Below are 23,874 nucleotides of genomic sequence, written 5' to 3' on the forward strand. Positions count from 1 at the left end.
ACGGGGCACCGAACAGAGCCCCGCCCGGGACTCAGGGCAGGACGTAGATCCGGGTCCCGTCCGGGTCGGGCCCTCCGACCTCCCGCATGCAGCCGCGTTCGAGGAGGAGCCGTACGCAGTCGCGGACGCGCTCGCCGGAGAGGCCGGTGCGGCGGGTGACGTCCTGGTGCCGGTAGCGCACCCCGCCCCGGACGAGCCCGGGGGCCAGGAAGCTGGCGACCGTCCGCACGTCCCCGGTGATGGCCCAGGACTCGACGAGCTCCTGCGGGCTGAGCGCGACGGCGGAGCCGGTGCGCTGGCGGGGCACGGCGAGCCGTTCGAGGGAGTCGGCGACCCTGGAGAGGCTCTGCCGGGTCTCGCGGAGCAGTTCCGCGTACTCGACCCGCTCGACCGACGCGAGGGCCCCCTCGTCGAACCGCCCCTCCAGGCGCACGAGGACGTCGACGAGCTCCGGCGGCAGGAGGAACCCGCCGTGCACCGGCGAGGGTTCGAGCCCGTACCCGCCGTACCGCTGGACCGACGCCACGACCTCGGCCACCCACGCCCGGAACGGCCCGGCCTCCGGCCTCCGGCACGCCCCGACGAGCTGGACGAGCCCCTGGAGGCTCACCATCCGCGTCGACGCGCGGATCCCGCACCGGCGGAGGAACTCCTCGTCGCCGGCGATCTCCCGCGCGGACGCCAGGCACTCCTCCGGCAGCGCCACCGTCCGCAGGGCCTCCCTCGTCCCCGCGTACCCCAGCCGTTTCGCCACGTCCACCACCGGGAACCAGTGGGCCCCGTCCGACGCCGTCAGCCTCCGCAGGCGCTCCCCGGTGGCGGCGTACACCACGTCATCGATGTCGATCGCGTCCATCGATCATCACCTCCGCCTCGCAAGCTAGTCCGAAGGCATATTCAACTGACATGCAAATAAGACGGGTTCACCCAAAAGGGGAGGGTCCTCGGGGATTTCTCCCGAGGACCCTCCCCTTGCGCGCCGACTACTTGGCGACGAACTGCGTGAGGATCGCCTGCACCTCGTAGATGTCGACCCCCTTGGTGAAGGTCTTCTGCACGGGCAGCTGACTGCCCGAGATCCAGATCTTCAGCTCGGCGTCGAGGTCGAAGGTGCCGGCGGTCTCGACGGCGAAGTGGGTGATGCTCCGGTACGGGATCGAGTGGTACTCGACCTTCTTGCCGGTGATGCCCTGCTTGTCGACGAGCACGAGCCGCCGGTCGGTGAAGAAGATCGTGTCCCGTATCAGCAGGTACGCGGCGTGCACCTGCTCCCCCGGTCCGAGCAGCCGCGCGAAGTCCTGCTGCGCCTGCGCCGGATCGATCGCGTGCGCGTTCCCGAAGAGCGCCATGGTCCTACCCCCTGTGCGATGAAAGAACGATCACTCGACCTTAACCCCCACCGGCGTCGGAACCGGTTCCAACCGCTCGCTTCCGGACCTCCGGCGGCCTTCCGGCGAGCTCGACGCACGGGACGTCCCCGGGACGGCCCGGCCCGATCGACAAGGCACCCCCTAGGGGGCGACGACGGTCAACGCGTAGTCCACGCCGGTGGAGAAGTCGCCCGATCGTCCGGTGACCTTCAGGGTGTGCGCTCCGGGAGCCAGGGACGGCAGCCGCACCCAGAGGCCGCACCCGGTAGCCGTGAAGCGCCCTTCCTCCCCGGTGACCGGGTTGCCCGGGGCGCCTTCCACCAGGATCGAGTCGTCCTCGTGGCGCTCCGGTTCCACCGGCTCGCCGTCGAGGACCACGGTCCCCCGCGCGGTGCTCATGAAGTCCGCGCACGTCCGGCCGTCCCCGACCCGGTTGACGACGGGCACGACGACCGGACGGCCGCCGGGAACCTCGCACGCGCGCTTGGCCCGACCGCCGAAAGTGCCGGCCAGGAACCACACGTCGTCCGGCTGGTTGCGCGCGCACGCGCTTCCGTCCGTGTCGGCGACGGGGTTGGTCGCCTCGGGCTCCGTGGCCGCCCACGTCCACCACCGCCCCTGCATCTCCGCGGAGGGGAGGGACGCGCTCTCCGCCGCCGTCGTGGTGCTCGTCGGCGCGGCACCCTTCGATGCGGCACTCGTCGGCGCGGTGCTCGCCGACGCGGTGCTCGTCGGTGTCGACCCCACCGCGTCCTGCGCGGCCCCGTCCTTCGGAGCCCCGCACCCCGCCGACGCCGCCAGCACCACAACCGCCAGGCCCGCCACTCCGGCTCTGAACTTCACACGCCCCCCTCGACCGAACACGCCGCCCCTCCCCACGGCCGGGCAGCACGGGCGGACACTCCGCCCAACGCAAGAGGCCCGGACTCTCGTCCGGGCCTCTTGTCTGTGTGCACTCGGCAGGATTCGAACCTGCAACCTTCTGATCCGTAGTCAGATGCTCTATCCGTTAAGCTACGAGTGCTTGTTTTTCAGTTTTTGTCTTCGCTCCCCGGTCTTTCGACCCGCTCGCGGCGACAGGAAGAACATTACATGACTGCCGCCGTCATGTGAAATCCGATTGCCCCACCCCTTGTGACCTGCGAAAACGCCATGACGAGGGGGGTACGGGGCGACTCCCGGGAACGGCCGAAGCCCCGGCCTGGGGGCCGGGGCTTCGGTGTGGGGCGGAGGCGGAGGGATTTGAACCCTCGATGGGCTTTAAGACCCAAACCGCATTAGCAGTGCGGCGCCATAGACCGGACTAGGCGACGCCTCCATGCACCTCACGCATGCGCGAGTGGTGCGTGCAGATGATGACACAGGCGAACCGGCTGTCACCAATCGATTCTCACCGTACTAGCCCTCCGGGGTCCAGGGCAAAGCCCGCCGGCGCGCGTACGAGCCCGCGCGCCCGCCCGGCGCACTCCCCTCCGCCTCGCCGCCGCGCAACGCCGCCGGGTCCGGAGCGTTAGACCGGTCGGGCGCGCCGTGCGCCCGTGTCCGTCGTGTCCGTCGTGCACCCGCGCTCCTGGAGATCCGCATGCTGCGCCGTATCGCCCTCGCGACCCTCGCCACCGCCGCCGCCGGGACCGTCGGCCTCGGCCCCCTGCCGCCGCTGTCGCTGTTCCCCGCGCCGGCGCCCGACGCCCTGACCGTGGCGATCTCCCGGAGCGGCCACCCCGAGGCCGACGGCACCTTCGAGCTGACGTGCGGCGACCGGCCCGGCGGCGACCACCCGGCCGCCGCGCGCGCCTGCGAGCGCCTGGAGCGGCTCGCGGCGGCGGACGAGGACCCGTTCCTGCCGGTCCCCGAGGGCCGGCCGTGCGCACAGGTGTACGGCGGGCCCGTCCTCGCCCGGGTGACCGGCACCTGGCGGGGCCGCGAGGTCGACGCCCGGTTCTCCCGCGCGAACGGCTGCGAGATCGACCGCTGGGAGAATCTGGAGCCTGTCCTTCCCCTTGTCCGGCGGTGACCTCGGGGTGACGTTCGGGACCGGTGTCCGGGGATGACGTGCGGAGATGCCGTGTGGGGACGGCGGTCGGGGGCGACGTCCGGGAGTGTCGGCCGGAGGCTCCCTTAGACTCCCTCCAGTGACAGGCCGCGACCCGAGGGGCAAGATGGGGCCGGCCGGTCGACAGGCCAAGCGCGTGCAGTGCGTCAGGGAGGAAGCGTCGTCGTGAGCAGCAGGCCATCTCGAGGCGCTGCTCGCCTCGCAGCCATACTCGACGCCCTTCCCGACGGCCTCGTGCTCGTCAACTGCAACGGCACGGTCGTCAACGCCAACACCATCGCCCTCGGCATGTTCGAGACGCCCGGCACCGCCCTCGTCGGGCGCGGCCTCCTCGACCTGCTGCCCGACTTCGACTCGCGGCTCATCCCGGGCTCCATGCGCCGCCCGGACAACACCGACGAGCACGGCCGCACCAAGCCGACCCGGATGGTCGCCCGCCGCACCGACGGCGGCGAGTTCCCCGTCGAGGTGACCAGCGCCAGCCTGGAGGACGGCCGCGAGGCCTACGACTCGTACGGCGGCTACACCGGCGACGAGCTGCTCATGCTGGTCGTGCGGGACCTCACCGGCACCCTCGACACCGAGGCCGAACTCGCCCGCTCGCAGCGGCAGACCGAGATGATCCTGCGCGCCGCCTCCGAGGGCGTCGTCGGCACGGACACCGACGGCCGGGTCGTCCTCGTGAACCCCGCCGCCGCGCAGATCCTCGGCCACCGCGCCGGCGAGCTCGGCGGCCGGGAGCTGCACCCGCTGATCCTCGCCAAGCGGGGCGACGGCGAGCCCTTCCCGTACGAGGAGTCGCCGCTCGCGGACACCCTCAAGTCGGGCCGCAAGCACCGCGTCCGCGGCCAGGTGCTGTGGACGAAGAAGGGCGACCGCGTCCCGGTCGACCTGACGACCGCTCCGGTGCGGGACGGGGACCAGCTCGTCGGCGCGGTGATGACCTTCACCGACCGCAGGCCGTACGAGCAGCTCGCCGAGCAGCACGCCGCCGAGCTCGCCGACCGCGCCGAGCGGGCGGCGGCGGAACGGGAGGCGCAGCAGGAGCGCTACGCCTCGCTCGCCGCCCGCCACGAGCAGCTGACCGCCGTCCTCGCCGAGTCGCTGCGCGGCCCCCTGGAGGAGCTGCGCACCCAGCTGGGCACCCTCGCCGCCGACGACGCCGGGCAGCTGTGGCCCGAGGCCAACCAGGTGCTGCACCACCTCGCCGCCGGGTACGCCCGGATGACGGCGCTCGTGGACAACGTCCTGGGCTACCAGCGCCTCGACGCGGGCGCGGAGGAGCTCGACAAGCACGTCACGCTCCTCGACGGGGTCGTGTCGGCCGGCATCGACGGGGCCGTCGAGCTCATCGGCCCCGGCCGCGCGCAGTTCGCCGTGCACACCCCGCCCATCGAGGCCGAGGTGGACCCGGTCCGGCTCGCGACCGCCCTCGCGCACCTCGTCGCGGACGTCGCGGGCGTCGACGCGACCGGCAGGAACCGGGCCGCCGTCGCGGGCGCCGGGCTCGCGGACTCCACGATCGTCGTCGCGGCGGCCCAGCGCGGCGACGTCGTGCGGATCGAGGTCCGCGGCCCGTACGCGGGCGGCGACCCGGTCCACGGGCCCGTCGTGCGCGGGATCGTGGCGGCGCACGGCGGAGTCGTGCAGACCCACGAGGTGCCGGGCACGAGCGGCGGCGCGTACGTCCTCGAAGTGCCGGTCGGTACGGGCCGGGGCACGGTCCCCGCGCCCGCGCCCCGGGACGCCGGGCGGGCGGACGGCCGGGAGGCCCTCGCCCTGCCCGCGCAGGCCTCGGCACCGATCGCCGAGACCCCGGGCGCCACGGACGCGGGGCCGGACGCGGAGGCTCCCGGCGGGGGGCGGCGGCGGGCCCGGCGCGGCTCGACGGACGCCTTCCTGGAGAGCGCGGTCGCGGACGGGGGCGACGCCTCGGTCGGCGCCGGTCCCGGCGGACGGCGCCGTGCCCGTACGGGAGGGTCCGACGCGGCCGACCTGATCCCGGCCCAGCAGAACGCGCCCGCCTCCCCGGGGATCCCCGTCCCGGCCGCCCCGCCCGTCGAGCCCACCGGGCGCCGTCGGGGACGGCCCGCCGAGGGTTCCGTCGTGACCGCGGCCGAAGGGGCGCAGGGGCGTGCCGCGCTCGGCGCGGCCGTGCCGCCGCAGGGCGTCGCCGTCGACCCCTCGGGCATCCCCGGACCCGGCCCCGGGTCCGCTCCCTCCCCCGTCTCCGCCCTGGCCCTGCCGGCCGTCGCCTCCGAGGAGGCACCGGACCGGCCGAGCGGGCGCCGTCGGCGCGCGCTGGCCGCCGCGCAGGAGCGGGCGGCCGCGGCCGAGGCCGGACCCCGGACCCCGTTCGCGCTGCCGCCCGCCGACGCCGACCGCGAAGTGCCGCTGCCCGCCGCTCCCGCGGCCGGTCCGCCGCCGGTCTCCGACGAGGGACAGCACGAGGCCGTACGGGGTGTCCCGGGCGCGGACCACACGCCGCCGCAGCCCCACCCCCACGTCCCGGCCCGGGCACCGCTGCCGGCCGAGGCGCCCGACGCCTCCGTGCACGTGGCCGTGCCCGCTGCCGCATCCGCGTCCGTACCCCCGGCCGTCGAGCCGACCGGGCGGCGCCGGGCCGTCGCGCCTCCGCGGCCGGAGCAGTCCCAGCAGCCGTCGCCGCGGCCGCAGTCCGGCAACGGCGTCGGCGCGGGGACCGGCACCGGCTCCGTACCGCTGCCGCCCGAGCTGCCGATGTCGCGGGAGTCGACCCAGGGGCGGGCGTTCAGCGTCCGGACCCTCGGGCAGGGCGTCCCCTTCGTTCCCCCCGTCCCGGCACCGGCCCCGGCCGCTCCGGCTCATCCGGCGGCCCCGGCCGCGCCCGGTGTGTCCGTCGCCCCCGGTGTGCCCACCGCGTCCGGTGCGGGCACCGCGCCCTCCAACGGCTCCGGGCGGCGGCGCAGGCTCGCCACCCCGCCCGAGGTCGATCCGCCGGCCCCGGCGGCGCTCCCCGCACCGGCCGGGACCGGGGCCGAGCCGCACCCGCGGGCACAGGATCGGGCTCGGACCCGGACGGAGGCCGGGGCCGCGCCGGGGCTCGCCCCGCTCGCTCCCCCCGCCGCCCCCGCCCCGCCCGCGTCCGAGGGCCGCGCGTACGCCATAGGAGCGCCCGCCGAGGGCTCCGCGGAAGGACCCGAGCCGCTCGACGGTCCCGGCGGCGCGGTTGAGGTCGCCAACCGGCCCGCCCCGCGTCCCGTCGACGACGAGCTGCCCCCGGAGCCCCTCGACAACCCGCGCCGGCTGCTCGTCTGGCCCGCGCCCGACGTCTCCACGCAGCAGGCGCTGAGCGACCGCGGCTACCGGCCGGTGATCGTGCACTCCCGCGAGGAGGTCGACGCGCAGATCGCCGCCTTCCCGGCCGCGCTCTTCGTCGACCCGCTGACCGGCCCCATCACCCGCACCGCGCTCCAGTCGCTGCGCCAGGCGGCCGTCGCCGCCGAGGTGCCGGTGCTGCTCGCGGCCGGGCTCGGGCAGGCGACCCGCGAGGCGGCGTACGGCGCCGATCCGGCGGTGCTCCTCAAGGCGCTCGCGCCGCGCGACAGCGAGCAGCACCCGTCCCGGGTCCTGCTGATCGAGGAGAACGAGGACATCGCGGAGGCGCTCGCGGCCACCCTGGAGCGGCGCGGGATGCAGGTGGCGCGGGCGGCCACGGACTCCGAGGCGGTCACGCTCGCCGCGCAGACGCAGCCGAACCTGGTGGTGATGGACCTGATGCAGGTGCGCCGCCGCCGGGCCGGGATCATCGACTGGCTGCGGGCGAACGGGCAGCTCAACCGCACCCCGCTCGTCGTCTACACCTCGGCCGACCTCGTCGAGGAGGAGCTGCCGAAGCTGTCCTCCGGCGAGACGGTCCTCTTCCTCGCCGAGCGCGCGAACAGCGCCGAGGTCCAGGCCCGGATCGTCGACCTGCTCGCGAAGATCGGCACCAACTAGTACGAGCCGGCACGACGGAGGGGGAGGGCGCCGGGCGCCCTCCCCCTCCGTCGGTTCCCGGTCACGACAGCCGGGTCACGTCCAGCTCGCCCTGCGCGTACTGCTTGCGGATGACCTTCTTGTCGAACTTGCCGACGCTCGTCTTCGGCACCGCCGGCACGACCGCCCAGCGCTCCGGCAGCTGCCACTTGGCGATGCCGCCCTCCGTGGCGAGGAAGGCCTTCAGCGTCTCGTAGTCCGCCGTCGAGCCCTCCTTGAGGACGACGGTAGCGAGCGGGCGCTCGCCCCACCTGTCGTCGGGCACGGCGACGACGGCGGCCTCGGCGACCTCCGGGTGCGCCATGAGGGCGTTCTCCAGCTCGACGCTGGAGATCCACTCGCCGCCGGACTTGATGACGTCCTTGGCGCGGTCGGTGAGGGTGAGGAAGCCGTCGGCGCTGATCACGCCGACGTCGCCGGTCTTGAGCCAGCCGTCCTCGCTGAACTTGTCCTCGGGGCGGAGCGGTTCGCCGTCGGTGCCGCTGTAGTAAGCGCCCGCGATCCAGGTGCCGCGCACCTCCAGCTCGCCGGCCGACTCGCCGTCCCAGGGCAGGTGCTCGCCGCCGGGGCCGACGAGCCGCGCCTCGACGCCGGCGGGGAAACGTCCCTGGGTGACGCGGTAGGGCCACTCCTCGTCGGCGGTGAGGCCGGCCGGCGGGTGGGCCATCGTGCCCAGCGGGGAGGTCTCGGTCATGCCCCAGGCGTGGCAGAGGCGGACGCCGAGCTTGTCGTACGCCTCCATGAGGGAGGGCGGACAGGCCGCGCCGCCGATGGTGACCTGGGCCATGGAGGAGAGGTCGCGCGGGTTGGCGGTGACCTCGGCGAGCAGGCCCTGCCAGATGGTGGGGACGGCCGCCGCGTGGGTCGGCCTCTCGCGCTCGATCATGTCGGCGAGCGGGGCCGGCTGGAGGAAGCGGTCCGGCATGAGCATGTTGATGCCGGTCATGAAGGTGGCGTGCGGCAGGCCCCACGCGTTGACGTGGAACTGGGGCACCACGACTAGGGTCGTGTCCTTGGCGGTGAGGCCCATCGACTCGGCCATGTTCACCTGCATCGAGTGCAGGTAGATCGAGCGGTGGGAGTAGACGACGCCCTTCGGGTCGCCGGTGGTGCCGGAGGTGTAGCACATGGCCGCGGCCGAGCGCTCGTCCAGTTCCGGCCAGTCGTACGTGGTCGGGCGGCCGGCGATCAGCTCCTCGTAGTCGTGCACGCGCGGGGCCGCGCCGGCCAGGACCGAGCGGTCGCCGGGGCCCGTGACGACGACGTGCTCGATCGTCGGCAGGTGCGGGAGCAGCGGGGCGAGGAGGGGGAGCAGCGAGCCGTTGACGATCACGACCCGGTCGGCGGCGTGGTTGACGATCCACACCAGCTGCTCGGGGGGAAGGCGGAGGTTGAGGGTGTGGAGGACGGCGCCCATGGAGGGGATCGCGAAGTACGCCTCGACGTGCTCCGCGTTGTTCCACATCAGGGTGGCGACCCGCTGGTCGCCGGTGACGCCGAGTTCGTCGCGCAGGGCGCCGGCCAGCTGGTGCGCGCGGGCGCCGGTCTCAGCGAACGTGCGGCGCTGCGGCTCGGGCTCGCCCGTCCAGGTGGTGATGGTGGACTTTCCGTGGATCCTCATCCCGTGTTCGAGGATGCGGCTCACGGTCAGCTGTACGTCCTGCATGGTGCTGTACACGGGGCGTCCTCCCGGTGGGCGCTACGTGGCAGTAAGGGTGTGCAGATTCTGCGCACGTACCGCGCGGTATGTCACTACCCGGGAGTACGGAAATTGCCAGTGATCGCTGGCGACGGGAGGAGGGCGGGGCGCGTACGGGGCGGTTCCTCACCTCACCGGGGTCAGCTCCGGGTCCTCGCGGAGCTTGCCGAGCGCCCTGGACACCGCGCTCTTGACCGTGCCGACCGACACCCCGAGCACCTCGGCCGTCTGGGCCTCGCTGAGGTCCTCGTAGTACCGCAGGACCACCATCTGGCGCTGCCGCTCCGGCAGCTTGAGCACCGCGCGCCACATGGCGTCGTGCAGCGCCTGCCGCTCGGCCGGGTCGGGCGACGGGAGGCCGGCCGGCTCGGGCAGCTCCTCGCACACGAACTCGTCGACCTTGCGCTTGCGCCACTGCGACGTGCGGGTGTTCAGCAGCGCCCGGCGGACGTAACCGTCCAGGGCGCGGTGGTCCTCGATGCGCTCCCAGGCCACGAAGGTCTTGGCGAGCGCGGTCTGGAGGAGGTCCTCCGCGTCCGAGGGGTTGGCGGTCAGGGAGCGGGCGGTGCGCAGGAGTACGGGCCCACGCGCCCGTACGTACGAGGAGAAGGTCGTGTACGACGCGTACTGCGAGGCACCGGCGCAGACGGGGCCAGAGGGTGGCGGAGTCATGGCTCCACGCTAGGAGCGGCGGGGGTCCGGCGGATCGGCCCCAGGTCCCGAACCGCCGTCCGCCTCAGGTTGTAGGGGTGGGGACACCCGGACCTCCTCTGGGTGGAGGCCCCCGAGACCCGGGTCAGGGTCGGGCCGGGGCCCCCGTCGCGGCGGGGGAGGGGGTGCGGACGGAGGAGGAGGCGCCCGCGCGCGCGGTGGCGAGGCGGGCGACCGGGGCGTCCACGGCGTTGCGGTCGATCACGAGGCGGTGGCCGCCGTACGACTCGGCGACGTTGCCCGCGTACTGGTGGATCCGGGCGTGCGGCGTCCAGGCCGCCGGGGCCAGCGCGGCCTCGGTGGCCAGCGCGGGCTTCCCCAGCCAGCGCGCGAACCACATCACGGCCGGCAGGTCCGCCGTGCCGGCCTTCCGCTGCGCCTCGATGTCCCGCACGCCGGTGTCCGCGCTGCTGTAGAAGCCGGGGAGGTAGCCGAGGCGGCGTACCTCGCGGTTCCAGGCGCGAACGAAGGAGAGGGCGGTCGCGGCGCACGGCGCGTCACCGCGCCGGTAGGACTCGATGTCGAGGTAGAGCGGACTGCTCGTGCCCAGGCCCAGGGCCCGCGCGGCCCGCACCGCGTCGCCCGCCTCCCGGGTGCCCTGGCCCCAGGGGTCGGAGCCGATGGCGAAGGGCTTCTTGGCGGGGGCCTCGACGCACGGCGCCTGGGAGCCGACGAAGACGGGGAGCAGCCGCCAGCCCATGGCCTGCACCGAGGCGACCCAGTCGGGACCGAGCTCCCGCTGGCCGGGGCAGCCCCGGCCCCGCCCGGCGAAGTAGATCCCGACGGCCCCGTACGGCGAACCGCGCCAGGCCCTCATCGTCTCGACGGAGGGCGCCTCGCAGGTGTCGAAGGCCTTGCCGGTGAAGTGGACGGGGGTGGAGGCGGCGGGGGCGCCGGGGGCGGCTGCGGTACTCACGGCTTCCGCCGCCGCCGCTGTCGTGGCGGCCGGGGTCGGGGTCGGGGGCGGGACGGCGGTCGGTGCCGGGGCGTCGAGGAGGGCCGTCCCGGCCACCGCCGCCATCAGGACGGCGACCACGGCCCGCACCCCGGTGAAGGGGGACGCGGACCGCGAACGTACCGGTGCGGAGGTCGTGGTGGGCCGGGGCGGGGCGCTTGTGCTCATGACGCGAGTGAAGGGCCGCCCGCCGCGCCCGGCCACCGCTGGGGCCGCCGCCTCGGCCGTACGCACCGGGGAACGACCCGTACGTGGGAACCCCGGTCCCGCGCCCGGTGCCTCGGCGGCCCGCACGCCGGCATCGAAGTACCGCCGTGCGGGCCGTCGTTCACACTGCCGTGCAGCCCCCCGCCGGGCCGGTCTGCGCTGTCCCCGGTCACCGCCACGGGGGAAAGGCGAGCACCGGGCCGGACTGGGCGATGTGGGTGAAGCCGGCGCCGTGCGCACCGACCGTGCCGTTCGGCCGGGAGAGCACGGCGAGGGCGACGGTCGCACGGGCGGTGGGGATGCTTGCCATGTCTGTTCCTCCGGGAACCTGGATACCGAGAGCCGAGGGTCGAGAGCCGAGGGTCGAGGGTCGAGAGCTGAGAGAGGGGAACCGGGTGATGGGGACCGGGAGCTCCTGGGAGCTCCGCCGAATACGTGAAGCGTGGGGCGGGACCGAAATGTGTGTGTTTCCGGGGCAGTTGGCCCGCCGCCCCAGTCGTCGTGCTCGACGTCGCGAATGCAGAGTTGCCCACGGAATCCCCGGCGAACCGCCTCGGAGCGGACGTTCCCCCGCAAGCGTGAGGACAGCGGGATAAACCCGGTCGGCACGAGAAAGGAAGCGGCTCGCGGGAGCGGAGGAATTCACGTTTCGGCCCGGACACGGCTCCGGCCCCCCGGGAGACGTCCCCTGCGCCACCCACGCCCTACACGTCCCCCACGTCCCCCACGTCCCCCACGTCCCCCACGGCTGCCTCGAAGGCCTGGTGCGCCGTCTCGTCGAAGAGCACGAAGCGCACCTCCTCGACCTCGGTACGGGCCGCCCGCACCGTCTCCACGGCGATCCGGGCGCCGTCCGCCGTCGGCCAGCCGTAGATCCCGGTGGAGACGGCCGGGAAGGCGACCGTGCGCGCCCCCAACTCGTCGGCCACCCGCAGGGATTCGCGGTAGCAGGAGGCCAGCAGTTCCGAGCGGTCCTCGTCCCGCGACCAGACCGGCCCCACCGTGTGGATCACGTACCGGGCGGGCAGCCGCCCCGCCGTGGTCGCCACGGCCCGTCCGGTCGGCAGCCCCTTGCCGTAGTGCGAGCGGCGCAGTTCCCGGCAGGCGGCGAGGATCTCCGGCCCGCCCTTCCGGTGGACGGCCCCGTCGACCCCGCCGCCCCCGAGCAGCGAGGAGTTCGCGGCGTTGACCACCGCGTCCGCCGCCTCGGCGGTGATGTCCCCCCGGACGAGCACGATCCGCATCCCACACTCCCGTCTTCCGGAGGACTCCCGGAGGAGTCCCGAAGACCTCCGGACCCTACGCCGCCCCTCGTGGAACGGCACCGCCATTACCACCCCTCCACCCCCGAACCACCTCCGGAAGACGGCGAACGGCCCGATATGCGGAGCAATGCATACGTACGGGATGACACGGGCCGAGGCGGCGTCACACGTACGGGTGGGCGTCGGAAGCCCCCGGAACGGGTACGGGGCCGCCGTGACGACGAAGGCCGCGAATCCGGGCGAGGTCGGTCACGGCGGGTGAAATAGCCGGTGGGAAAGGTGTTTCCGGCTCTCACGGATCTGCGACGTGCGCGTGTCTAACCCCAAGCAGACGCCTAAATTGTTCAGAATGTCACTTACTGCCCCAGTTGAAACTACGAAGTTTCGTTGCCGAGGAGCGTGTCATGCAGGTTCGCAGGTGGCTCCCTGACCAGCCCACCAGCATCGGCCGCCATGACTGGCCGGACGAGGGCGGCGAGGGAACTCATCTGCGACTGCGGGCCGGCTCCATCGTCGTACTCGACCGGCAGGCCTGGCGCGTCCTGGAGATCACCGGGTACCCCGGCGACCACTGGCCGGAGGCGTACGAGAAGGCCTGGCGCGACCACGTGGAGCTGTGGTGGCACGCCAACGAGCTGCGGCGGGCCAACAACCAGGCGGTCAAACCGGCCCCGGAGCGCGCGGAGTTCTACAAGCGCCCGGTGGTCCTCGTGCTGCGCAACGACAACCTGCCCCGGTCCGCGCCGAAGCACTGGTGCGCCCCCGCCAGCCAGGACTGGCAGGTCCTCCCCGAGCACTACGCGGTCTGCCGCGCCTGCGGCGAACTGCCGCCCTGCCACCACGGGGAGTACCCGCGCGAGGAGGGGCCGCGCCGGCCGGAGCAGAGCGGCGGCATCCCGTTCCTGGTGCCGAAGGGCTGCTGCATGGGGTGCGCCGAACAGATCAAGCCCCGCATGCGGACGGTCCGTTTCCCGGGCCCCAACCTCTGGTACCCGGACCTGGGCGAGGACACGGCGGTCTTCCACGCGCGTTCCTCCTGCGAGGACCAGGTGGAGTGCTACCGCGCGCAGTGGCAGCAGGAGTACGAGCCGCCGGCCGTACGCCCCGGCACGTCGGCCTTCCCGGGGTTCGACCACTTCGTGCTCCCCCGGGCCCGCCAGTCCCCGCCGCAGCCCCCGCAGGGGCCGCAGGCCCAGCCCCAGGCCCCGCAGCCCCCGCAGTCCGTACAAGCGGCGCAGGTCGTGCACGCCGCGCAGGCTGTGCACGCCGCGCAGTCCCCTCAGCCCGTACAGGCGCACGTCCCGCACGCGCACGTCCCGCACGCCCAGGCCCCGCAGCCCCAGGCCCCGCTGCCGGCCTCGCACGCCCTCCTGCTGTCCACGGCCCCCCGCGCGGGGGAGGAGGCGCACGCCGCCCTCACGGCGGGGACGACGGGCTCCGGCACCTTCTCGCCCTCCTTCGAGGGCTACCGCCCGGACCCGGAGCCCTACTCCGACCCGTACCCGGCACTCGACGCCTACTCGGCGCCCGACCCGTACCCGACGCCCGACCCCTATCCGGTGTCCGACCCGTACCCGACACCCGACCCCTATCCGGTGTCCGACTCCTACCCGGCCCCCGCCGCGGACCCGGGTCCCGCGGGTCACGCGGTCCGGGCCGCGGAGGAGCTGAGCCGCACCCTGACCGACCGCCCGGCCTTCCACAACGCGGAGCAGGCGGCCCGCGTCATCGAGGAACTCACGGCGGCCGTGCGCAACATCGCGCTCTGCCTCAACAACCCCCCGGCCCGCAACCACTCCTGACCCCGCCCCGCCACGGCCCCCGGGACGCACGAAGGTCCCCGACCGGTTCCTCCCGGTCGGGGACCTTCGCCATCGGCGGTGGGTGTGGGATTTGAACCCACGGTGACATCGCTGCCACGACGGTTTTCAAGACCGTTCCCTTAGGCCGCTCGGGCAACCCACCCTCGCCCCGCCTCACCTGCTGCGGAGCGGCTACAGCCTACCGGCTGAGCGCCCCGGACAGGGAAGTCCGACCACAGGTCGGCCTCGGCGGTCTCGGCGCGTCCGGTCTGCGGCGGGTGCCCCGACGCATGCGCCGCCGCCGTGCGGAGGCGCTCGCGGCTCCGGCCCCCCCTAGGAGTCCAGGTCGAAATCCGCCTCCTCCCCGGAGAGCCGGTCCTCGAGCCGCTTCACCTCCTCCCCCAGCTCGACCAGCCGGGAACCGGACATCGTGACGCTCTCCACCAGCCCGCGCAGCGCGTCGCGCTTGATCGACAGGTGTACGGGGCGGCCGGGGTTGCGGAACGTGCCGGCGTAGTCGAGTGCCCGCTCGTAGTCCTGCGCCATGATGGCGAGCCGTGCCCTGAGTCCCGCTCTGATGTCGTGCTTCTGCTGCTTGTAGCTGCGGTCCAGCCGGTCCAGCGTCGCCTCGGCCTCGGCACGGCGGGAGGTGAGGATCGCGCACCAGGCGTAGTTCGCCAGGACCTCGAACGGGGGGTGGGCGGACTTCTCGACGGCCATCTTCGCGAACTCGTAGGCGGACTCGTAGGAGCCGAAGGCGTACTCGACCCGCGAAGTGCGATGGCAGACGTAGATGTCGCTCTCGATGTCGGCGAGCCGGAACAGCAGCCGCCTGGCCGTCTCCCGGTCCCGGCGCAGGCAGGCGATCTGGATCTTCAGGTCGACGAGGAACTTGTTGTCCGGCTGCTTCTCCTGCGCGATCGAGATGTGCTCGTTGGCCTTGTCCAGGTCACGGAGCCGCAGGTAGCAGTCGGCCATGTCCCGGTGGATCGCCATGCCTCCCCGGCCGTGGGCCAGGGCCTTGTCGTAGTGGCCCAGCGCCTGGCGGTGATCGCCGCGGTGGCGCTCGAGGAACCCGAGCAGGTAGAAGGCGTCGCGGACCTGGCTCCGGCGCTTGAACTCCGCGATGTGCTCCTGCGCCTCGTCGTACTCGCTCAGCTTCACCAGGGACTGGATCAGCAGGGTGCGGGCCTGGTGGAGGTCGGGGTGGCTGCTCACCACGACGCGCGCCGTCTCGGCGGCGCGCTCGTAGTCGTGGGTCTGGTGGTAGTACTGCTCGGCGAGTTTCACCCAGTCCGCGGCTATGGCGTAGGCCCGCCGCGTCGACTCCTTGCCCGCCAGGCTGAACGCCCGGAAGAGCGTGCGCTGCAGGGACAGGTAGTCGGCCTCGTTCTCGGACGTGGAGAGGAACCTGTCGAGCCGCGAGGCGACCGCGGCGTACTCGCTCGTGTCGCAGGCGCCGTACTCGCGCCCGATCGCCCCGGTCGCGGGACCCGCCACCTCGTACCAGCCGGCGTCGGTCGGGACGATCAGGGACAGGTCGATGAGGTGGACCAGCGCCGTGACGATCTCCTCCTCCGAAGCCTTGAGCACCTCCTGCAGGACGGGGAGGGGCAGTGGGCTGTTCGCGCCCACGATGCGCAGGATCTTGCGTTCGACCGCGCTGACCAGGTTGTCCCGCAGGTAGCGGACGAACGGGGCCGCGTTGAAGTCGGACAGGAGCCGGTTGCGTTCCCAGAGGTCGGGCCCGTACGCCTTGACGAGTTCGAGGGCGTACGTGACGGACGGGGGATATCCCCGCACCGCGGAGGTGACCTTCCGGACGGTGTCGTTCCGGATCTCCATGCCCCGGGACTTCGCCATCAGCGCGACCAGCCGGCTGATCTCGGAGTCGCTCAGCTCGTGGAGCTGGATGACGGGCAGGGACACGCCGCGGATGACGAGCGGTTCCCGGGCGGGCCGCCGGTTGGTGAGCAGAGCGGCCAGGATGTCCGGGTGCTTGCTCAACGACTCGATGACGTCGAGCACATAGGCCGCGATGTTGCCGTCGTTGTCCAGGAGCCCTCCGGCGTCGTTGAGGACCGGCATCTCCCGGTACCGGGCGATCTCGGCGAACTTGGCCAGGACGAGGCTCCGGGCCTCCTGGTCGTGGAGCGCGGCGATCTCGTGCACACGGGCCAGCGACCGTTCGGGCGTCTCGGGCGGATCGACCTGGGCGGAGAGCTTCACGGCCAGGTTCTGGACGGTGTCTCCCGGTTCGATGTCGATGACCACCAGGCGTTCGAGCCCCAGTGACTCACGGACCATCTTCGTCAGCGCGGACTTCTTGCCGATTCCCGTCAGGCCCGTCACGCAGACGACCTGGGCCGAGGAGGACGGTCCGGGCGTCGTGTAGGCGTCCTGCAGTTCGGCGATCTCGTTCGACCTGCCCACGAAGAGGGTGCTCTGGCTCTGCCGCACGAGGTCGTCCAGCAGCCCGTTGATCCTCCGGACCACGGGCGGGGCCGCGGTGGCGGCCATGTACTTGGAGCGGCGCAGCCATTCCGGTAAGTCGTCCGCCGTGATCCGCTGGTCCAGACAGACCACCAGGGAGTTCTTGAGGCGTCCCATCGCGGCGTGGAAACGGGCCTCCTGCGTCTCGTGCGTCACCCAGGGGGAGGCGAGGGACTCCTTGGTGAGGAAGAGGACGAAGAGCGCGGATTCCCTGAGCGCGTCGTCTATGGAGGAGAGGATGTCCGCCCCGGAGGAGAAGGACTGGTGGTCGATGGTCACGAACGGACGCCCGATGCGGCTCGCCACCTCCCGCACGAAGCCCGCGTCCTGAGTCGAGTAGGAAAAGAAAGCCTTGATCATCCCGCCTCGGCACCCCTCGTCCGAAAAGGAAAGCTCTCGAAAACACGGATCGGATCCGCGGCCACGGCCGCGTCCCCCATGGCCTCGGCCTTGCGGCTCCGGCCTTCGTCCTCACGTGACGGCATCGCGGTGAACCCTGGAAATCGTACTGACCACGGGCGGGATCAGTAAGACCCTTGCTCTCCGGTGGAATGGGGCCACGGGGGGCGGGTGGACGTCCTGGGGCGGCACCCCATGCCGAAGGGGCTGCCGATCCGCTCGGCAGCCCCTCTCACGGACGCGGTGCCGGCGGGCCGGCAGGGGCGTGAGGGACCCGGGACGCGTCCGGCGCCCGACACGCCCTAGCTGTCGCCGGTGCGCTCGCCCAGGACGACCGTGGTCTCGACGGACCTGCCGTCGCGCTCGTAGGTGACCTCCACCGAGTCGCCCGGCTTGTGGGTCCAGATCTCGCTGATGAGGGTGGGGCCGCTGTCGATCTGGTGGCCGCCGAAGCCGGTGATCACGTCGCCCGGCTTCAGGCCCGCCTTCGCCGCGGGGCCGTTCGGGGTGACCGAGGGGGTGTCCCCGGTGCCCCGCGCGGCGATCTCGGCGCCCTCGCCCTTGTCGTTCATGTTCACGGTCGCGCCGATCACCGGGTAGACCGGCTTGCCCGTCTTGATCAGCTGCTGGGCGACGTTCTTCGCCTGGTTGACCGGGATCGCGAAGCCGAGGCCGATCGAGCCCGCCTGGGACTGGCCGAAGCCGCCGCTGGTGGACTGGATGGCCGAGTTGATGCCGATCACCGCGCCGCTCGCGTCGAGCAGCGGGCCGCCGGAGTTGCCCGGGTTGATCGAGGCGTCCGTCTGCAGGGCGCTCATGTACGAGCTGCTGCCGCCGGATCCGTCGCCCGAGGCGACCGGACGGTTCTTGGCGCTGATGATGCCGGTCGTCACCGTGTTCGACAGGCCGAACGGGGCTCCGATCGCGATCGTGGAGTCCCCGACCGCCACCTTGTCCGAGTCGCCCAGCGGGAGCGGTTCGAGGCCCTTCGGGGGGTTCTTGAGCTTCAGTACCGCCACGTCGTAGCCCTCGGCCCGGCCGACGACCTCCGCGTCGTACGACTTGCCGTCGGAGAAGGTCACGGAGAGCTTGCCGCCGTCCGCCGCCGACGCCACCACGTGGTTGTTGGTGACGATGTGGCCCTCCTGGTCGTACACGAAGCCCGTGCCCGTGCCGCCCTCGCCCTGGGAGCCGCCCGACTTCGCCTGGATGGTGCCCACGCTCGGCAGCGCCTTCGCCGCGACCGCCGCGACCGTCCCCGGGTCGCGCTTGAAGGAGGCCGGGGAATCGCCCGAGGAGACGGTGGTCGACCCGATGCCGTCGTCGCCCCGCTCGGCCGCCCAGTAGCCGATGCCGCCGCCGACGCCGCCCGCGACGAGCGCCGCCACCAGGACGGCCGCCACGAGACCGCCGGTCCGCCGGCGCGGCGCGGCGGGAGCGGGGGGCACGGGCTCGTGCGGGGCGCCCCAGGAGGGGACGGTCGGCGGGGGCGGCGGCCAGCCGCCCGCCGGGTCCGCGGGGGCGGCGTGAGCCGCGTGGTGCGGGCCGGGAGCCGCGTGGGCCGCCTGGACCGTCGGGGTTTCCCGGGTCGCCGGGGCTTCCCGCGCGCTCGTGTCCGCCGGGTGCGCCGCGGCCGGCTCGGGGGACGGGACCGGGGCCGGGGCCGGGGGGGCCGACGGGGGTACGGGAGGCGTCGGAGGGACGGACGGAGCAGCCGGATCCCCCGGAACCGCCTTGCCCTCGTTCTCGGTGCTCACAGCTCGCTCTCCTCGTTGACTGCGTTAACTGCGTTGACTGCGTTGACTGCGTTGACTGGCGTGACTGGCGTGGACTGCGTGGACTTCTCGACTGTTCGACTGCTCGACCGGTCGGGCTGCTCGGACCGCGTGGACCGCTTCGGTCGCCTGCCCGCGTTCGGCCGCGGGTACCCGCGGGTACCCGACATCCGAACGACACGCGCCCGCGTATGACCGTTCCCGGCCGCGTGAGGTTGTGGTCGCTCCGGCTCCAGGGTGCTGCGACCAGCTTTTCCCACCGGACGTCAGGCCGCTGTAAGGCGGAGCTGTGCATTCGCACTCCATCCTTTATAAAGGACAGAACGGACAGCCTCGGTGTGCTCGCCACGCCCCGCCAATGGCACCATGACGCGGTGACTCACGCACGGCAGCAACCGAACCGCGCCCCCGTCCAGGTCGTCGCCCACCGCGGAGCGTCCGAGGACGTACCGGAACACACCCTGGCCGCCTATGTGAAGGCCATCGAGGACGGCGCCGACGCCCTGGAGTGCGACGTCCGGCTCACCGCCGACGGACACCTGGTCTGTGTGCACGACCGGCGCGTCGACCGTACCTCCAACGGCCGCGGGGCCGTCTCCACCCTCGAGCTCGCCGCCCTCGCCGAGCTCGACTTCGGCACCTGGAAGGGCCGGGGCGAGTCGGCGGAGAGCCCCGACCGGCGGTCCCCCGGCTCCACCTCCGTCCTCACCCTGGAACGCCTCCTGGAGCTGGTCTCCGACACCGGGCGCCGGGTCGAGCTGGCGATCGAGACCAAGCACCCCACGCGCTGGGCGGGCCAGGTCGAGGAGCGCCTGCTCCAGCTCCTGAAGAAATTCGACCTCCACGCGCCCGCGTCCCCCGAGGACTCCCCCGTACGCGTCATGAGCTTCTCGGCCCGCTCCCTGCACCGGATCGCCGCCGCCGCGCCGACCCTGCCCACCGTCTCCCTCGCCCAGTTCGTCTCGCCCCGGCTGCGCGACGGGCGGCTCCCCGCGGGCGCGCGCATCGCGGGCCCCTCCATCCGGATCGTCCGGCACAATCCCGCGGTGATCCTGCGGCTCCAGAAGGCCGGGCACCAGGTCCACGTCTGGACGGTGGACGAGCCCGAGGACGTCGAGCTCTGCGAGCGTCTTGGCGTGGACGCGATCATCACCAACCGCCCGAAGCAGGTACTGGACCAGCTGGGCCGCGGCTGATCCCCTTCCTTTTCCTCACTTCCGCCCCATCCGTCACAGGAGACAAAGGGAGCAACACGGGTTACAGGGTGTGCACCGGCGCGTTCCGTCCGTACGCGATCGTCACGAGTGCCTCATCCCACGCCGATTGGCCGGTTTCCGGTCCAGGTCATCGGGGCATTCACACCGTGGCGTGGGGCAAAGGAGGTCTCGGGGGTGGCGTTGGTGGTGGCACAAGAGGTGCCCACGTCGTCGAGCATGGCCGTACCCCACGGCCCTGCGGGCGTGGGTGAGGCGCGGCACCGGATGCGGGACGAGCTGTACCGCAGCGGGGTCGCGGAGTCGGTCGTCGACGACGCGGTACTGATCCTTTCCGAGCTGCTCAGCAATGCCTGCCGGTACGGCAGGCCGCTGGGACGGGCGGATCGTGGCGACGGTGACGTGCGGGCGGCCTGGCGGGTCGACCCGGCGGGCGGCCTGCGGGTCGAGGTCACCGACGGCGGCGGCCCGACGCGGCCCGTCCCGTCGACGCCCTCGGTCACGGCACGGGGCGGCCGCGGGCTGAACATCATCGGTGCGCTGGCCCAGGACTGGGGCGTGCGCGACAGCGCGACCGGCGAGGTCACCGTCTGGGTGGTCGTCACCGAGGGGCACCGCCGCGAGGACTTCGCGACGCACGTCGGCGGCGGCGGTTCGAGCTTCGACTTCCTCGACGCGTACGACGATCTGGACTGATCCCCGATCCGGGTCGGTCCACGATCCGGACCGATCATCGCGGTCCGGGCCGATCATCGTGGCCCGGACCGATCCAGGCTGCCTGGATCGGTCCTTACGGGCCCGTCGAAGGGCGGCGGATCCGGTTTCTCCGGGGCGGGCCCCTCCGCCGGGCGTGCGGCCCGCCTGAGGGGCGGTGGCGGTCGGGGCGGCTAGGCTCGCGCCCGAAACAGCACCGCAGACAAGCACCGCAGACAAGCACCGCCGCGATCGGGAGAAAGCCACACCATGGCCAAGAAGCGCCCCCAGACGAAGGCCGGCAAGGCCGGCCAGGCACAGGTCACGAGCGGGGAGATCCCGGTCGTCGGCGCGCGCGAGCCGTGCCCGTGCGGTTCGGGCCGCCGCTACAAGGCGTGTCACGGCCGGGCCGCCGCGCACGCCGTGACCGAGCTCGTCCAGCGCCCCTTCGAGGGCCTGCCCGGCGAGTGCGACTGGGTCGCGCTGCGCGAGCTGGTGCCCGCCGCCACCGTGCCGCTCACCCTGAAGGGCGGGCTGCCCGAGGGCGTGCCGTCCGTGACCCTCGCGACCGTGCTGCCGATGGCGTGGCCGGCGCTCCGCCGGGACGACGGCTCCGTCCTGCTCGCCCTGCAGAACGACTCCACCTCCGGCGACCTGGCCCGCGACCTCGCCGACACCCTCCAGCGCGCCCTGGAGGCCGAGCCGGGCACCCCCGTCCCCGCGCGCCGCGTGCCGGCCGAGGGCCCGCGCCTCCAGGACCTGCTGGACGCCGACGCCGCGTTCGCCCCCGAGGTCCACACGGGCTTCGAGTTCTGGATCCCGCAGTCCGCGGACGGCGCCGACCCGGAGGTCGCCGCCTCCCTGGAGCGCGCCAACGCGGCCGCGATCCCGACCGTCCGGCTGACGGGCGTCGACTCCGCGTACTGGTGCGAGACCCCCGACAAGAACCACCTGCGCTGGGTCATGCCGTACCCGGAGGAGAAGCTCCTCGACGCGCTCGCCCGGCTCCAGGCCGCCGGCGCGACCTCCCTCGGCCCGGACACCCGGCTCGTCGGCTCCTTCCGCGCCCACGGCCTCGTGGTGCCGGTGTGGGACCTGCCGACGTCCATGACCGCCGAGGAGTGCGAGAAGCCGGCCGCCGAGTTCTTCGAGCGGCTCACCGGGGCGCTCGCCTCGGACGCTCCGCTCACCGCGGAGGAGCGGCGGGCGCGCGGCGGCCTCACGAACCGTCAGGTCACTCTCAGCTGATACCCCAGGTGGTATCGGTGACTGACAGACCGACCAGTCGGTGACTTCCACCACAACCCGGTCTTCGGACAGGTAAATCCCTGTCCGAATAACCGAGATCGAATTTGCGAACAGCAGATCTCTTGTTACCGTTCTGGAAGCCCGGTCGCTGGTGCATCCCCCGTCGCCAGCGACCGGGCGTTTCCATGTCCGCTCCCGGCCCGGCCGGAGCGTCCGACGTTCAACTTCCTTCGTCGCCCGCCGCGTTGCTGCCTGCTCGCAGCAGCAGCGGAGTGCTGCCGTCCCCGCCCGCGCCGGCGAATTCCGCGACCGCCGTATACGCCGTGACCACGCCCGCGCCGCGCTCCCGGGGCGTTTCGCAGGTGCCCGGTTCATCCTGCGCGGGAACTCCGCAGCGCACGTGCACGGTCCGTCCGCCGGGGGCCATGAGGGTCAGAAACGCGTCGAGTTCCTGCCGCGTGGCGTTGCGGTAGTACGTACGCGCCCAGACGTCGGACCCCTCGTTCAAGACACACGTCTGCGCCTCGGCGCCTCCCGGAGAGGCGAGTTCCGGCCCACAGCGCGTGATCCGCTCGGGAGCGGTGGGGGCCGGCGGGGCGGAGGGAACGGGAGGGGCGGGAGAGTCGGCGGAGATCGCGGGAACGGCCGACTCGGGCGTACGCGACCCGGGGCCGAGGCCCTGCCACGCCTCCCCGGCCCCTCCCTCGCCCCCGGCCTTCCCGTCGTCCTCGCCGCGGGCTTCGACTTCGGCGGACCGTACGGGGTCCCCCGACGGGCCAACCGGGCCCAGCTGCCCCGCCGTCGCGACGAGCGGCAGCAGGACGGCGGCCGTGACGGCGGCTCCGAGTACGACCACGCGGAGGTTCACCGGAGTCATCGGGCCCACCTGCTCCTGCTCGGCTGGAGATCATGCACGGTGGGGCGAACATAGCGGCGGGTGACGGGACCTCGGACGGCCGCGCACCCGTTTCCCGTACGCGTCGGGCCGGGACGCACCCGTTCGGGTGAACGCCCGCACTCGTCGCGCTCCGCCCCGCGCCCTCCGTCAGTACGCCAGCCGGCTTCCGCCGCCCGGCGTGCTCGTGCTCGCCTCCACCAGGGCGTCCACCACCGCCTCGACGTCCGGCAGCCACGGCCGGGCCGAGCCCGCGAGGGGTGCCCGCTCCCAGCGGACCTGTCCGGAGCCCGCGACCGAGGGCGGCAGCAACAGATAGCCGCCCTCACTGTGGAACCGCAGCGAACTGGGCACGCTGTCCTTCGCGTACAGCAGATCGCCCAGCCGCTCCAGGTCGTACGGGGCGACGAGGATCGACCACCGGGTGGAGGTGGCGACCACCGGGCCGAGGCGCATGCCCGTGGCGTCGAGCGCGGCGAGGGCCCGGGCGCCCGCCGCCGCGGGGAGGCTGACCGCGCAGGGCGCGCCGCCGCCCGTGGCGAGCAGCACCGGGGCGTCCGGGCGCCGGGTCCACCACCAGCGGACCATGCGCTCGTCCGTGGTGGCGGCGAGCAGCCCGGGGTCGTAGGGGTGCGCGCCGGGCACCACGCAGTCGGAGTCGGGACAGGAGCAGGTGGGCCCCGCGTCCGTACGGGCCGAGATCCCCAGACCCGCGGCCGTGCGGGACAGCAGCTTCAGGCCCGTGGCCGCGCGGGGCGTCGTTCTCAGGCCCGCGCCCGGCAGGACGGGCCAGTTCCATTCGACGGCGAAGGTGACCGCGGCGTCGAGCCGTGCGGTCCTCGCCTTGCGCCGGAACATGAGCCTGCGTCGCCTTCCGAGGATCTCGCGCATGAGCGCTCGTTCCTTTCCGTTGAACGCCGAATTCCCATCACACCACGTGCAGATTCATTCACCGTGCGTATCAGAGCGCGTACCGGGACTGCGGGCGCCGGACCGCGTGGGGGCGGGGCCGGCCGGGCCGGAAAAACCGTGTACAACCCGGTGGAGCCAGTGGAGCCCAGTGGAGCCAGGTCAGAGC

18 protein-coding genes and 3 tRNA genes are annotated in these 23,874 nt (G+C 73.2%); 6 read left to right on the forward strand and 15 right to left on the reverse strand.

What is annotated here, in order from left to right; all coding sequences use genetic code 11:
* Positions 1-31 precede the first annotated feature (31 nt).
* From ADL08_RS00200 to ADL08_RS00220, 5 genes are all read right to left on the reverse strand, one after another.
* On the reverse strand, positions 32-856 hold the full coding sequence (locus ADL08_RS00200) for a BRO family protein (protein ID WP_053639925.1): 825 nt from the start codon (positions 854-856) through the stop codon (positions 32-34).
* A gap of 127 nt (positions 857-983) precedes the next feature.
* Entirely contained in the window at positions 984-1,349 is a 366-nt protein-coding gene (locus ADL08_RS00205; RefSeq protein ID WP_030204774.1) for a PH domain-containing protein, read from the reverse strand.
* 162 nt (positions 1,350-1,511) lie between these two features.
* Positions 1,512-2,213, reverse strand: a complete 702-nt coding sequence (locus ADL08_RS00210; protein ID WP_053639926.1) for a hypothetical protein — start codon at positions 2,211-2,213, stop codon at positions 1,512-1,514.
* A gap of 108 nt (positions 2,214-2,321) precedes the next feature.
* Positions 2,322-2,394 (reverse strand) — tRNA-Arg (locus ADL08_RS00215).
* Positions 2,395-2,597: 203 nt separating this feature from the next.
* Positions 2,598-2,688, reverse strand: a tRNA-Ser gene (locus tag ADL08_RS00220).
* A 264-nt stretch (positions 2,689-2,952) separates the two neighbouring features.
* Here ADL08_RS00220 and ADL08_RS00225 point away from each other — a divergent pair.
* Both ADL08_RS00225 and ADL08_RS00230 read left to right on the forward strand, forming a co-directional pair.
* The gene (locus ADL08_RS00225; RefSeq protein WP_053639927.1) at positions 2,953-3,384 is read left to right on the forward strand and encodes an SSI family serine proteinase inhibitor; all 432 of its coding nucleotides are present in this window, start codon (positions 2,953-2,955) and stop codon (positions 3,382-3,384) included.
* Positions 3,385-3,588: 204 nt separating this feature from the next.
* A complete protein-coding gene (locus ADL08_RS00230) occupies positions 3,589-7,401 on the forward strand; it encodes a PAS domain-containing protein (protein ID WP_053639928.1) in 3,813 nt (1,270 codons plus the stop codon).
* Between the two features lie 61 nt (positions 7,402-7,462).
* Here the strand turns inward: ADL08_RS00230 and ADL08_RS00235 are convergent, their stop codons facing one another.
* The 5 genes from ADL08_RS00235 to ADL08_RS00250 form a co-directional block, all read right to left on the reverse strand.
* Positions 7,463-9,118, reverse strand: coding sequence for a long-chain fatty acid--CoA ligase (locus ADL08_RS00235; RefSeq protein ID WP_053639929.1), 1,656 nt, complete (start codon positions 9,116-9,118; stop codon positions 7,463-7,465).
* Positions 9,119-9,265: 147 nt separating this feature from the next.
* A complete protein-coding gene (locus ADL08_RS00240) occupies positions 9,266-9,811 on the reverse strand; it encodes a SigE family RNA polymerase sigma factor (protein ID WP_053639930.1) in 546 nt (181 codons plus the stop codon).
* Between the two features lie 124 nt (positions 9,812-9,935).
* Positions 9,936-10,973, reverse strand: coding sequence for a DUF1906 domain-containing protein (locus ADL08_RS00245; RefSeq protein ID WP_078967897.1), 1,038 nt, complete (start codon positions 10,971-10,973; stop codon positions 9,936-9,938).
* Between the two features lie 208 nt (positions 10,974-11,181).
* Positions 11,182-11,322 (reverse strand): hypothetical protein, encoded by a 141-nt coding sequence (locus ADL08_RS36985; RefSeq protein WP_159042960.1) that lies wholly within the window; start codon positions 11,320-11,322, stop codon positions 11,182-11,184.
* Positions 11,323-11,716: 394 nt separating this feature from the next.
* Positions 11,717-12,256, reverse strand: a complete 540-nt coding sequence (locus ADL08_RS00250; RefSeq protein ID WP_053639932.1) for an O-acetyl-ADP-ribose deacetylase — start codon at positions 12,254-12,256, stop codon at positions 11,717-11,719.
* 425 nt (positions 12,257-12,681) lie between these two features.
* Between ADL08_RS00250 and ADL08_RS36285 the strand changes: the two genes are divergently transcribed.
* The gene (locus ADL08_RS36285) at positions 12,682-14,079 is read left to right on the forward strand and encodes a hypothetical protein (RefSeq protein ID WP_053639933.1); all 1,398 of its coding nucleotides are present in this window, start codon (positions 12,682-12,684) and stop codon (positions 14,077-14,079) included.
* A 76-nt stretch (positions 14,080-14,155) separates the two neighbouring features.
* On the opposite strand, the gene ADL08_RS00260 is transcribed toward ADL08_RS36285, so the two are convergent.
* The 3 genes from ADL08_RS00260 to ADL08_RS00270 all read right to left on the reverse strand — a co-directional run bounded on the left by ADL08_RS00260 (position 14,156) and on the right by ADL08_RS00270 (position 18,728).
* Positions 14,156-14,242 (reverse strand) — tRNA-Ser (locus ADL08_RS00260).
* 170 nt (positions 14,243-14,412) lie between these two features.
* Positions 14,413-16,932, reverse strand: a complete 2,520-nt coding sequence (locus ADL08_RS00265) for a toll/interleukin-1 receptor domain-containing protein (RefSeq protein ID WP_053639934.1) — start codon at positions 16,930-16,932, stop codon at positions 14,413-14,415.
* Positions 16,933-17,273: 341 nt separating this feature from the next.
* A complete protein-coding gene (locus tag ADL08_RS00270) occupies positions 17,274-18,728 on the reverse strand; it encodes a S1C family serine protease (RefSeq protein WP_053639935.1) in 1,455 nt (484 codons plus the stop codon).
* 392 nt (positions 18,729-19,120) lie between these two features.
* Here ADL08_RS00270 and ADL08_RS00275 point away from each other — a divergent pair, with 392 nt between their 5' ends.
* The 3 genes from ADL08_RS00275 to ADL08_RS00285 all read left to right on the forward strand — a co-directional run bounded on the left by ADL08_RS00275 (position 19,121) and on the right by ADL08_RS00285 (position 21,901).
* Positions 19,121-19,942 carry a glycerophosphodiester phosphodiesterase gene (locus tag ADL08_RS00275; RefSeq protein ID WP_053639936.1) on the forward strand — a complete coding sequence of 274 codons (822 nt, stop codon included), beginning with the start codon at positions 19,121-19,123 and terminating at the stop codon, positions 19,940-19,942.
* 195 nt (positions 19,943-20,137) lie between these two features.
* Positions 20,138-20,656 (forward strand): ATP-binding protein, encoded by a 519-nt coding sequence (locus ADL08_RS00280; RefSeq protein ID WP_420709542.1) that lies wholly within the window; start codon positions 20,138-20,140, stop codon positions 20,654-20,656.
* A gap of 267 nt (positions 20,657-20,923) precedes the next feature.
* Positions 20,924-21,901, forward strand: coding sequence for a DUF5926 family protein (locus ADL08_RS00285; RefSeq protein ID WP_053639938.1), 978 nt, complete (start codon positions 20,924-20,926; stop codon positions 21,899-21,901).
* A gap of 220 nt (positions 21,902-22,121) precedes the next feature.
* Here the strand turns inward: ADL08_RS00285 and ADL08_RS00290 are convergent, their stop codons facing one another.
* Positions 22,122-22,778, reverse strand: a complete 657-nt coding sequence (locus ADL08_RS00290; RefSeq protein ID WP_053639939.1) for a hypothetical protein — start codon at positions 22,776-22,778, stop codon at positions 22,122-22,124.
* Between the two features lie 168 nt (positions 22,779-22,946).
* Positions 22,947-23,687 (reverse strand): bifunctional DNA primase/polymerase, encoded by a 741-nt coding sequence (locus tag ADL08_RS00295; RefSeq protein ID WP_053639940.1) that lies wholly within the window; start codon positions 23,685-23,687, stop codon positions 22,947-22,949.
* Positions 23,688-23,874: the final 187 nt, after the last annotated feature.

The sequence above is a fragment of the Streptomyces sp. NRRL F-6492 genome, assembly GCF_001280125.1.
In the GTDB taxonomy this organism is placed as follows: Bacteria; Actinomycetota; Actinomycetes; order Streptomycetales; family Streptomycetaceae; genus Streptomyces.

Bases quoted from the DNA above. Each gene is read 5' to 3' on its own strand.
- ADL08_RS00285 (WP_053639938.1), top strand. From the start codon at position 20,924: ATGGCCAAGAAGCGCCCCCAGACGAAGGCCGGCAAGGCCGGCCAGGCA.
- ADL08_RS00245 (WP_078967897.1), bottom strand. From the start codon at position 10,973: ATGAGCACAAGCGCCCCGCCCCGGCCCACCACGACCTCCGCACCGGTA.
- ADL08_RS00290 (WP_053639939.1), bottom strand. From the start codon at position 22,778: ATGACTCCGGTGAACCTCCGCGTGGTCGTACTCGGAGCCGCCGTCACG.
- ADL08_RS00250 (WP_053639932.1), bottom strand. From the start codon at position 12,256: ATGCGGATCGTGCTCGTCCGGGGGGACATCACCGCCGAGGCGGCGGAC.
- ADL08_RS00225 (WP_053639927.1), top strand. From the start codon at position 2,953: ATGCTGCGCCGTATCGCCCTCGCGACCCTCGCCACCGCCGCCGCCGGG.
- ADL08_RS00205 (WP_030204774.1), bottom strand. From the start codon at position 1,349: ATGGCGCTCTTCGGGAACGCGCACGCGATCGATCCGGCGCAGGCGCAG.
- ADL08_RS36985 (WP_159042960.1), bottom strand. From the start codon at position 11,322: ATGGCAAGCATCCCCACCGCCCGTGCGACCGTCGCCCTCGCCGTGCTC.
- ADL08_RS36285 (WP_053639933.1), top strand. From the start codon at position 12,682: ATGCAGGTTCGCAGGTGGCTCCCTGACCAGCCCACCAGCATCGGCCGC.
- ADL08_RS00295 (WP_053639940.1), bottom strand. From the start codon at position 23,687: ATGCGCGAGATCCTCGGAAGGCGACGCAGGCTCATGTTCCGGCGCAAG.
- ADL08_RS00200 (WP_053639925.1), bottom strand. From the start codon at position 856: ATGGACGCGATCGACATCGATGACGTGGTGTACGCCGCCACCGGGGAG.
- ADL08_RS00265 (WP_053639934.1), bottom strand. From the start codon at position 16,932: ATGATCAAGGCTTTCTTTTCCTACTCGACTCAGGACGCGGGCTTCGTG.
- ADL08_RS00240 (WP_053639930.1), bottom strand. From the start codon at position 9,811: ATGACTCCGCCACCCTCTGGCCCCGTCTGCGCCGGTGCCTCGCAGTAC.